Raw genomic sequence first — 11,103 nt, forward strand, 5'->3', positions numbered from 1 at the left:
ACCACTGGCCGCACAGCGAACGCCCTACACATTAATAACGATTTACTGGCGGCCAACCACTTCTCTGTGATTTCATCAAACAACCCTTATTTAAATGGCTCTCACCAAACGAAGGGATTGCGACCACCAATGCGTCGTTATTCATCATGCGCGTCTTTGACCAATAATCTTGGTGCTTGAATCACTAACGCCGCCAAGGTACGAACTTCTTGCGCTAAAGCATCATTCCACTGTGGCCAAATACGACCAATGTAAGCATTGTTGCCTTCACCACTACTCATAAAGCCGTCGTTAAACGCTTCGGCCATTTTTTTGAGCGACTTTTCTTCATCATCTGCCCAAGCGCCGCCGCGACTAAAGCCTGCTTCAATCGCGGCCAACGATGTTTTAGGGAAGTACGCCAACGGCTGAGTCATACCTTGATAGAATAATCGCACCAGTTCGGCCAACAGATTCTTGGCATAATCACCATCTTCGATCGGTGGGTAAATAAGATGTACGACGCCCTCTTTACGATCATAACCAATCATATGAGTACGTTTTACCACGCCCATCGCCGACATCGCCAAATGGTCAATCCACGCAGCCAAGTAATCTTGCGGGCGAATTTTGCCACTACGATAACGTACTAAACCAGATTGGTAAGCTTGGGTGAGCCAACCTTGTAAAACGATCGGTTTGCCTTCACCCAGCAGGTCGAAATTAAGATTAATCTCAACATCATCCACCGGCGCACTAGTGACAAAACGCAGAGCTTCTACCAATTGCTCGGCTTGCACTCGGTTGGTATCAAACTCAATATCGCCAAATGCCCCCACCGGTAACTTGCCTTGGGCGCGTTGCTGATCGACAAAGTTTTGCACCGTTTGATCTGGATTACTATTGGCTTGCAATTGATCGCTCAGCAGTTGGTTTAGCAGCGCATCACGGATCTGGAAACTCTCTAAACCATCGAGAATAAACGGCTCTTCATCGGGCATAATTGGCAAAGGCGGTTCAAACATCACTTTTAAGCGACGGTTAAAGAAATACTGCACTGGTAAGCGCCAAAAACGCTGCAGCTCAACCAAATCAAGATCCAGTGGGTAGCTGACATCGGCCAGATAATCACTCAATTGACGATTGAACTCACCACTGCGCTGACCTTGACGGTTCGCCGCAGGCAACCACTCTTTGGCATAACTGCTGTAGCTAGAAAAGTCACTCGATGAATCACTAAACGCAGCAGGACTAAATGGCACCATCGCATGTTGGCGATGTAAGTTCGCTAGCAGCTTATCGCCAGATTCATCACAGCTCAGATCCGCATCTTCCGCCAAACGGTAGTTTTGGTGGCAATATTCCATCAATTCAGACACCAGCACCGATGGCACGCGCTCAGTGTTATCTTGAATCGAACGACCAACGTAGCTGATATATAAAGTTTGCTGCGCCGATAAGAGCGCCTCTAAGAACAGATAACGGTCATCATCACGGCGAGAGCGATCTCCCGCACGAGTGCGCCCATTCATCAAATCAAACCCTTCAGGTGGCATCGAACGCGGGTAAACACCGTCGTTCATCCCCAGCAAACATACCGCTCTAAATGGGATAGAGCGCATTGGCATCAAGGTACAGAAGTTCACTTGTCCAGCTAAGAAACGCTGGCTAACCCGGGTACCAGAGAGTTTGTTTTGTAGGTATTGAGCAATAATACTTGGCGCAAGTTCGGCCTGATAAGCGGCATCTTCTAACTGCTCTTTGAGCATAGTGAGCGTGTCGCGAATCGATTTTAGTGCCACTTCACCTTCTAATTCGACTTTAAAGAAATCATCCAGCATCGCGGTTAATAATTGACGCCAACCATCAATACTGTGGGCATGTGCAAGCGCTTGACGATAGTCACTGACCGTCTCAATAAAGTGCGCCAGCTTACCAGCAAGCTCCGCCCCCATCCCCTGAACTTCGTTGTAAGGGGATAACGACTGTTGACCATCATTAAACAATCCCGCAGATTCCGGCATCGCATAACCAAGTAGCATACGTTCTATGCCAAATTGCCAAGTGTTTTGCGCTGTGGCTGGCAGATCAAACTCAGTACCCGTAGCAGGATTTAATCCCCAGCGAATACCCGACTCTTCCACCCAAATTTTGGCTTGTAGGAATTCATCCTCACTCAAACCAAAACGATTAAGGATGGCCGGAATTTCCAACAGCTCTAATAACTCGGAGGCTAAACAACGAGTATTGGCTAAATTGAGTAGCTGCATAAACGCCGCAAGGATTGGGCTTTCTTGATCGGCGCTACGGTCAGAAATCGAGTATGGGATAAATCGCTCGCCTGGCGCATTACCAAACACCGCTTGAATCGCAGGACTATAAGCATTGATGTCGGCGACCATCACGATAATATCGCGCGGTTTTAAGCTTGGATCTGCATCAAACATATTGAGCAACTGATCATGCAGCACTTCCACCTCGCGCATTGGACTATGGCAAGCGTGCAGAGTTAATGAGTAGTCATCACCACGCACCACTTGCTTATGCTGACTTGTGGTTAATTGTTGATCGTCTTGATGCTCTTCAAGATTGAGGATATCGGCCTGCAATTGCTGCAACAAGGAGTCTCGCCCCAAATCGACAAACGCTTCAATCTCATTCGATTCGAGTTGTGATAACAGGTACATGTTATCGCGGCCCAATTTGCCCATTGATGCCAATAAGCTGTTACCTACCACATCGGTGTGCAGTAGGTCGATACTCTCGCCATCCACCATCTCATGATAAGCGGCGTCGTCATAAGCGAGGTTCTCTTCAATCGTGCCTTTAAGCTGCTCGCTTTCTCCCTCAATTTCAGAATGATCGTCGCGCCACACCAGATGTTTACGCTGTTTTGCTGCTAACTTGGCGAGAAATTTTCTATCGCGCACTTCCCCCCAGTAATAGCGACACGGGTTGGTAAACATTAGGTGCACATCAATATGCTCACCAAGTGCTTTTAGCGCGTCCATGTAACGCGGTGGCAAAGAAGTAATACCGAATACAAACAGACGCTTGGGTAGATTCTCAAAGCGGCCTTGGTAGTTGGCTAAGCTATCAATAAAATGCTCATACAAGTTGGCACGATGATACGGCGATTGACCAAGTGCTAGGGTGTGATCATAAAGCGCTTGCCACAAGATTGGCTGCCACGGATGCTCATCACCAATTTCAGCCACCACTTGACCAGACTCCCAAGCGGCAATCCATTCTGGGCGGTACACCAAATAACCATCGAAGATATCGGCAATTTTTTCCGCTAATTGATAGAGCTTTGAACTGTCACTGTCATCTTCTAAATAACGTTGCAAAGGGGTAAATTCAGGCTGATCCAACAAGCTTGGTAAGATCTGCATCAACTTCCAGCTCATCGACTCTTTATTGAAGGCACTGCGCTGGGGCACATCGGCCAACACTTGAGTGAACATATTCCAAATAAAGGTCGCAGGCAGAGGAAAATCGATATTGGCAGCTACACCAAACTCTTTCGCTAATGCCATTTTGAGCCACTGTGACATACCCGGGCTCTGCACCAGAATTTGTTCTTTTTCAAATGGGTTTTCAAGCGGGTCGATTTTGACTAGCTCAACCAGCAAAGATTTAAGCACATCGACTTGATTGGAGTGATAAACAGTAAACAAAATAGACGCTCAAAATGGTTAGCAAAACTGACCTGAGCGTAGCATAACTGCCCTGTATTTACTGCCGATTTTAGGTGGGATTGCGTGGTATTGCCGCTTAATTGTGCAAAGAGCGAAACCGTGCGTTTCGCTCTTTATGGTTGCTCACTGAGAAAGCCTTATTGCCAGCCAACTTGATGCTATAAATTATTTTTTATCGCGACGCATCATCACTTTGTGTGGCTGATAAAAATGGAAGTAACGCGCGGCAACATAACCCACCACTAAGGTTGCAATCCATAACTCAGCCACGGCCAAGCCATGTACTTGCGCGATGTAATGATCCGCGACATGGATGTTGTGCATCCAAGCACTTAATTTAAATAGCGCAGTAGAGCCTATCACCATTGGGAAGGTGAACGCCGCAAAACCAGCACTAAAAGGTAAACGCAGTAATTTAATGAAAGCTAAATAGATCACTACGGTCATCAAAACTGCGATACCAAACAGCACGCCGATAATCACTGGTGATGGCTCACTCGTTACGCTTAAATACCCCGCCAATGAAAGGCTGGCAGGAGCGGCCATGATGGCTAAGGTTGGTTTCGCCGCATCTGGAATTTCTTGCGCGAAGATCAAACGGTAGATCATTGCTGGCAGCATGATGGCATAAGCAACAAGGCCGAAGATCAATGTGCTTTGTGCGATAAAAGCCAGATGAGGATTGCCCGAAAAAGAGACATCCGCCACCACAATACCCACAGGTGGAACAAACCAGCTTGGTACCATATGGTGCAGTTCAAATGCTTGTGAGCGGTGGTAAATAAAGCTGGCTAAAAACGCCACATGCAGCGCGACCGCAAATAACCATAGGGCATCCCCCGCCCAAGGAGAAAAATGACCAAGCGCATTTGACACCACCATGGTTGCCATCGCAAAAGTAGGCACCACGCTACCCACTACAGGGTGAGCAAGATCCTCAGATAAAAGATGACGATGGAGCAGGAATTTCACCGCTAAAATGACAAGCAAAAGTGAAGCGATCGCGGCACCGATTAATTGACCGATGCCATTCAAATCAGCGGCGTTCTCCCAACACCAACCAAGGCTTGCAATACCTAATGCCAATCCTGCCATTGGTGTTGGCGCACCGAATACTTTTGCTTTTGTTGCTGTGATCATGGCTCACACTCCGCTCAATCTCTTTATTATGGCGCCATTCTACGCTTGCACTTTGTTAAGATATATCTAATTATTTAAAACACGTGTTCAAGTAAACTAAACGACACTATCACTGATTCATAATCCAACCACATTAACTCAGAAGTTGAATTCTCTATGGCCGTTAATATCTCATTAAAGCAGCTCAAGGTTTTTTCGACCATTAACCACTGCGATACGTTAACCGAAGCGGCACAAGCGCTGTTTCTCTCTAAAGCTGCGGTAAGTATGGCGCTCGCTGAGCTAGAAAAACAGCTGGGCCATTCACTATTTGATCGGGTTAATAAACGCTTGGTGCTTAATCAAGAGGGGCAAAAATTACTCCCTTTGGTCGATGAACTGTTGCATCGCGCGCAAGATATCGAACAGTTACTCGAAGATGACTCCACTTTAACCGGCCAATTGCGCATTGGCGCCAGTGATACCATCGGTAACCAAGTCGCGCCTTATTTGCTCAGCGCTTTTCGCCAGCAAACTGCGCATCAGGCCCAAAGCCTGTTTATCTCCAACTCGGCACTTATCTGCGAAAAGTTGGTGGACTATGAGCTCGATCTTGCGCTCATTGAAGGCAAAACACTGCATCCAGAACTGATCTCAACCCAGTTTAGCCAAGACGAGATGTGCATCATTTGTAGTCCAAGTTCGGCATTGGCGAACATTACCGTACCTGCGGTCAGCGATTTGGAAAACAGCGCTTGGATCTTACGTGAGCCAGGTTCTGGCTCTCGCGAATTTTTCCTACGCGCTGTCGCTCCGCGCATCGAGCATTGGCAAGAAGCATTTCAGCTCAATACCACCGAAGCGCTGATCAACTGTGTTTCTGCAGGCCTTGGCCTTGCCTGCCTTTCACGCCTCGCTGCCGAACCAGCGATAAAAGATGGTCGAGTTATCACGATTGAGTTACCACTCGATATGAAGCGCCGCTTTTGGCTACTGGTGCATAAAGAAAAGTATCAAAACCCACTCCTAAAACGCTTCATCGAATTTTGCTACCAATGGGATCAAGCCTCCTCATAGGTATGCCATTCAGGCTAACCGCAGGCGATGCCCCAAAAAGCACCGTAACGAAGACGCGCACAAATGGTGAGCATCTAAGTCGCACTTTTGAGCTGTCACCTAGACTTACTTGGTTAAAAACTGTATAAACAGCCAGTAATTGAACATTCATTAGAGCTAGAGGAACAACCATGGCTGTAATCGTAAAATACGTAGTAGAACGCAACGGAGAAGAGAAAATGACTTTTGCCTCTAAAGCGGAAGCGGATGCTTATGACAAAATGCTGGATACAGCAGACGAGCTGTTTGCACTACTAGGTAAAAGTGACATTTTAGAAGACGAAGCTAAGCAAGAAGACTTAGCGATGTTCCTAGCGCAAAACAAAGATGAGTTGCTTTACGCGATTGGTGCGAAACGTCGTCCAGCACCAAAGAAAGCGAAAAAAATCGAAGCCGTTGCTGATATTGAGCAAGACGAGCAAGAAGAAGACGCTGCGTAACCCGCCTGTTTTCTTTTCGTCGATTGAGACAAAGCTTTAATTAAAAAAACCGAGGCCAGCGCCTCGGTTTTTTATTATCTTCAAATTGCCACGTTAGTGTTCACTAAGATCCCCTAGCTCACCATGTGAAGTGCGCCCTTTGAAGTCATGGTTAAGCTCTTTATTCAACTCTGCTTCAACATGACCTGGCGCTTGAGTGCTGCCAGAAATCAAACGGTACATCGCCGGAATCACGAACAGGGTAATCAAGGTGGCAAAGGCCATACCAAAGAAGATCACAGTACCCACTGCGCCACGGCTTTCATAACCAGCTCCGGTTGACAGGATCAGTGGAATCGCACCTGCCAAGGTGGTAAATGCCGTCATCAAGATTGGGCGTAAACGACGCGCAGATGCATCAATAATCGCTTTTTCAAACTCCAAACCACGATCACGTAGTTGGTTGGCAAACTCAACAATCAAAATACCATTCTTGGTTACCATACCAATCAACATGATCATGCCGATTTGACTATAGATGTTGAAGCCTTGATCCATAACAAATAGACCAAAGAAGCCACCGAATACCCCCATAGGAACGGTAAACATCACCACCAGCGGGTTTATAAAGCTCTCAAATTGTGCCGCAAGAACAAGGTAAGCAACCAACAGTGCTAACGCGAACACCACCATTACGCTGGATTGGTTTTCTTTGAAATCTTTCGACTCACCTGAGTAGCTAATACTAATGTCGTTTGGTAACAGTTCGATGGCTTGTTGATCCAAGTAATTCAATGCATCACCTAAGGTATAACCATCAGAAAGGTTAGCTGAAATCGTCACCGCTTTTTGCTTGTTGTAGTGAGATAGACGCACTGATGAAGCGACTTCTTCAATCTTCGTCACAGCATCAAGCGTAACCAATTCACCAGAAGCGGTGCGCATGTATATTTGCGTCAGATCGGTTGCGTTACCAAAACTGTTTTCATCACCACGTAAATAAACATCGTACTCTTCACCACGCTCAACAAAGGTGGTTTCACGCTTGCCGCCTAACATCACTTCTAACGTGTCAGAGATCTCCGAAACGCTGATGCCTAACTCAGCGGCACGCTGCTTATCAACCGTCACGAGTAGCTCTGGGGTTTTCTCTGAGTAGTTAATTTCAGCCCCTTCCATGAATGGTGATTCTTCAGCTAACAACTTCAGTTTTTCCGACCAATCTCGAAGCTCTTCATAATCAGCGCCGCCCAAGACGAACTGCACTGGCTCACTTGAGCCCCCTCTAAAACCCGGTGTAAATGGGAAAACACGCACATCCGCAATACCTGATAGTGCTTTGCGGACTTCTCCCAATGCTTGCTGCGCTGTGACAGAACGATCATTCCAATCGTCCAAAATCATGATCACAAAGCCAGTTTGGTCACCTGCCATACCGCCAAAAGCTGGGGTTTGAATACTAAAGGATTTGAGGAAACCTTTACCAAGTAAAGGCATCAAACGATCTTCAACGATATCCATATTCGCCGACATGCGGTTGTAACTGGTTGCGTCTGCACCACGAACAAAAGCAAAGATAACTCCGCGATCTTCGCTAGGTGTTAATTGCGAAGGTACTTGCTGCATCAGACCGTAACTGCCGCCCATACAAGCGAGAATAACCACAGGCGCAGCCCATTTCGCTTTTAGTGCTGCGGTTAGGAGATTGCGATAACCCTGCTCTAGTCGTGCAAACATGCGTTCAATGAACAAATTAAAACGACTCGGTTTTACATTGGCTTTCAGGATTTTACTGCCTAATACAGGCGTTAAGGTTAAGGCAATCAATGACGAGAAGATCACCGACATCGCCAACAACACCGAGAATTCAGTGAACAGCAAACCCACCATACCATCCATAAAAGAGATCGGTAGGAATACCATCACCAATACCAAGGTGGTCGCGATAACCGCAAAGCCAACTTCACGCGTTCCTTTGTAAGCGGCCAACAACGGTTTTTCACCGCGTTCAATATGGTGGAAGATATTCTCCACCACCACAATGGCATCATCCACCACCAAACCGATGGAGAGGATCAGCGCCATAAGCGTGATTAGGTTGATCGAAAAACCAAAAAAGTATGCGGCGATAAATGAGGAAATCAGTGAAACCGGCACCGTGACCGCTGGGATCAAGGTTGCACGAGCCTGACCAATAAAAATATACAGCACTAAGATAACCAGACCGCCCGTTACAAATAACGTGCTGTAGACCTCTTCAATTGATCGTTCAATAAAGACCGTTGAATCGTAGTCAATCGCTAGGCGGGTTCCGCTTGGCAAAAATTGTTGTACCTTCTCTACTTCTTGATGAACCAGTTGAGCCACCTCAAGAGGGTTGGCATCCGATTGTGGGACGACGCCTAAGCTGACGTTTACCACACCATCACTTTTGAAGGTCGAATTTTCGTTTTCAGCACCGATATAAACATCTGCGACATCTTTTAGATAAATCGGCGTGTTATCACTGGCGCGACGTACAACCAAATACTCAAAATCTTCAACATCTTTATAGGTACGCGCGGTACGCACTGACATAACGGTTTGATCGTTACGAACTTCACCGCCCGGACTTTCTAAGTTTTCACTACGTAGAGCTTGAGTAATATCGGAAGTGGTGACGCCGCGTCCAGCCATCAACTCAGGCTTGAGCTTAACGTACATAACCTTGTACAAACCACCAGAGATATCAACCGAACTCACACCAGAAATCAGGCTAAATCGGTCCATCAACACGCGCTCAACATAATCGGTTAGTTGGGTACGATCTAATTCAGATGAACTTAAATTAATATACAGCGATGCTTCGCCAGACCCGTTGTTCTTGTACACAATCGGGTCGTCAGCCTCTTCAGGTAGCGAACGCTGAGCACGAGCAACCGCATCACGCACATCACTGACACCGGTATTAAGATCATAACCAAGGTTAAACGTAATGGTGATGCGTGACATGCCATTACGGGTGGTCGATGAAATTTCATCGATACCACTTATACCCGATAACTGCTCTTCTAAGTTTGAGGTGATCTGGCTTTCGATAATGGTTGCCGATGCACCGTCATAACGAGTACTCACCGACACCACAGGGTTTTCGATATCCGGCATTTCTCGTACAGCAAGCTTAGAGAAAGAAACAATACCGAACACGCACAAGAGCAAACTGAGAACCAGTGCTGAGACTGGTCGTTTCACTGAAACATCAGACAACCACATTACTTGTCACCTTTTGCTGGCGATTGTTGCTCTGCAGCAGGCTTAGCAGCGCTACCGAGTTCTTTCACTGTCGCGCCATCACGCATGTTGACAATGCCTTGCACGACAATTTTTTCGCCAATATTCAGTCCTTCAGTGATCACCACTTGGTTCTCAATGCGCGCACCTAACAAGACTTGAGTTCGTTTGGCTTGGTTGTCATCACCAATTACGTAGACATAACGTTTAGTGCCTGAATATTCCAATGCTTGCACTGGAATGATCGGGGCATTGATCGCAGGAAAGGCCATATTGGCAGAAACCAACATACCCGGCTTCAATTTCAAATCGTTATTGTTGAAGTGAATCCGTACACGCAAATTAAGCGTTTCTTGATTAATACGTGAATCAATCCCAACCACTTCACCTTGAAATACTTGAGTGCCCCATGCACTGGTGGTGGCGGTGACTTGCATACCTTGCTCTATCTTAGCCAAATAACGCTCAGGCACTTGTAGATCTAGTTGCATCACGGAAAGATCGTCCAACGACAATAACTCAGTGCCGGCAGAAACCATTTTACCGCGACTAAAATCGATAAAACCGATGGTGCCCGAGAACGGGGCGCTGATATGCAGATCTTTTAAATTGGCATTCGCTGCATCTAAACGTGCCTGAGCAATCTCTACATTGGTTTTTTGCGCGTCAATTTCGGTTTGAGTAATCGCGTTACGCTTCACCAAACGCTGAAATTCTTTCAGCTTACGCTGTTCATCTTTCAGATAAGCCTGTGCTTCTTTTACTGAAGCGCGCGCTTTGTCATCATTCAGTTGGATCAATAATTGACCTTTCTTAACCTCTTGGTTGGCTTTCACAGCGATCGTTTCTACCTTTCCAGTGGTTTCTGGCGAGACCATGACCGATTGCGCTGCTGCCAATTTACCCACTAACGAAAGTGATTGAGAAACTTGATGGGTTTGGACTTGCTCTGTCACCACTGTGATCGTTTGTGGGCCTTGAGGACCACGCGCAAAAACAGTTGGGGAAGTGCTTAAAATAGAAGCCGTTAGCAGAGTTAAGATCAGTTTGTTTTTCATTACTATGTATTCATCCAGAAATATCTAAGCTTATTTTACTCGTAATTTCGTGCTTGAAACGTCAAGGAATGTAAATCCTATAACCTTCATCGCAATTAAAATTCGCCCCAATTGGTAGCAAAACGTTCAATTACAGGCATCTTTGTCCAAAAAGGCATCATTCAACTCAAAATCAGAAGAAAAACGCTTTACAGTGTTTATGAGTTTGCTATGATGCGCTCCGAACTTGAGAGATGCGTTGGGAAAACTTCTTTTAAGTATAAAAATACCCTGGAGGGGTTCCCGAGTGGCCAAAGGGAGCAGACTGTAAATCTGCCGGCTCCGCCTTCGATGGTTCGAATCCGTCCCCCTCCACCATATTCTTCTTGTGATGCTCTAAGAGATATCGTGAGAAACCACTTGATTGTCGTGTTGGGAAAACAGCAATTAAGCTTACTTTGT

Annotated in this window: 6 protein-coding genes and 1 tRNA gene; 3 read left to right on the forward strand and 4 right to left on the reverse strand. The window is 46.4% G+C overall.

Features of this window, described 5'->3' with window-relative positions; all coding sequences use genetic code 11:
• Positions 1 to 137: 137 nt before the first annotated feature.
• Together recC and RH86_RS11320 are read right to left on the reverse strand one after the other, a co-directional pair.
• Positions 138 to 3,659: an exodeoxyribonuclease V subunit gamma gene (recC, locus tag RH86_RS11315; RefSeq protein WP_009386284.1), complete on the reverse strand. Its 3,522-nt coding sequence runs from the start codon at positions 3,657 to 3,659 to the stop codon at positions 138 to 140.
• 186 nt (positions 3,660 to 3,845) lie between these two features.
• Positions 3,846 to 4,820, reverse strand: a complete 975-nt coding sequence (locus tag RH86_RS11320) for a TDT family transporter (protein ID WP_009386285.1) — start codon at positions 4,818 to 4,820, stop codon at positions 3,846 to 3,848.
• A 156-nt stretch (positions 4,821 to 4,976) separates the two neighbouring features.
• Here RH86_RS11320 and RH86_RS11325 point away from each other — a divergent pair, with 156 nt between their 5' ends.
• Together RH86_RS11325 and RH86_RS11330 are read left to right on the forward strand one after the other, a co-directional pair.
• Positions 4,977 to 5,876, forward strand: a complete 900-nt coding sequence (locus RH86_RS11325) for a LysR substrate-binding domain-containing protein (protein WP_009386286.1) — start codon at positions 4,977 to 4,979, stop codon at positions 5,874 to 5,876.
• Positions 5,877 to 6,046: 170 nt separating this feature from the next.
• Entirely contained in the window at positions 6,047 to 6,355 is a 309-nt protein-coding gene (locus tag RH86_RS11330; RefSeq protein ID WP_005594192.1) for a YebG family protein, read from the forward strand.
• A 93-nt stretch (positions 6,356 to 6,448) separates the two neighbouring features.
• Here RH86_RS11330 and vexH read toward each other — a convergent pair whose 3' ends face one another.
• On the reverse strand, positions 6,449 to 9,586 hold the full coding sequence (gene vexH, locus RH86_RS11335; RefSeq protein ID WP_009386287.1) for a vibriobactin export RND transporter permease subunit VexH: 3,138 nt from the start codon (positions 9,584 to 9,586) through the stop codon (positions 6,449 to 6,451).
• On the reverse strand, positions 9,586 to 10,662 hold the full coding sequence (locus RH86_RS11340) for an efflux RND transporter periplasmic adaptor subunit (protein WP_009386288.1): 1,077 nt from the start codon (positions 10,660 to 10,662) through the stop codon (positions 9,586 to 9,588). Before RH86_RS11340 ends, vexH begins: the two co-directional genes overlap by 1 nt.
• Positions 10,663 to 10,934: 272 nt before the next feature.
• On the opposite strand from RH86_RS11340, the gene RH86_RS11345 reads away from it, so the two are divergent.
• Positions 10,935 to 11,019: transfer RNA gene (locus RH86_RS11345), tRNA-Tyr, on the forward strand.
• The last annotated feature ends 84 nt before the right edge of the window (positions 11,020 to 11,103 follow it).

The sequence above is a fragment of the Vibrio sp. N418 genome (assembly GCF_000222565.1).
In the GTDB taxonomy this organism is placed as follows: Bacteria; Pseudomonadota; Gammaproteobacteria; order Enterobacterales; family Vibrionaceae; genus Vibrio; species Vibrio scophthalmi.

Coding starts and splice junctions, on each gene's coding strand:
- RH86_RS11325 (WP_009386286.1), top strand. CDS start 4,977: ATGGCCGTTAATATCTCATTAAAGCAGCTCAAGGTTTTTTCGACCATT.
- vexH (WP_009386287.1), bottom strand. CDS start 9,586: ATGTGGTTGTCTGATGTTTCAGTGAAACGACCAGTCTCAGCACTGGTT.
- RH86_RS11320 (WP_009386285.1), bottom strand. CDS start 4,820: ATGATCACAGCAACAAAAGCAAAAGTATTCGGTGCGCCAACACCAATG.
- RH86_RS11330 (WP_005594192.1), top strand. CDS start 6,047: ATGGCTGTAATCGTAAAATACGTAGTAGAACGCAACGGAGAAGAGAAA.
- RH86_RS11340 (WP_009386288.1), bottom strand. CDS start 10,662: ATGAAAAACAAACTGATCTTAACTCTGCTAACGGCTTCTATTTTAAGC.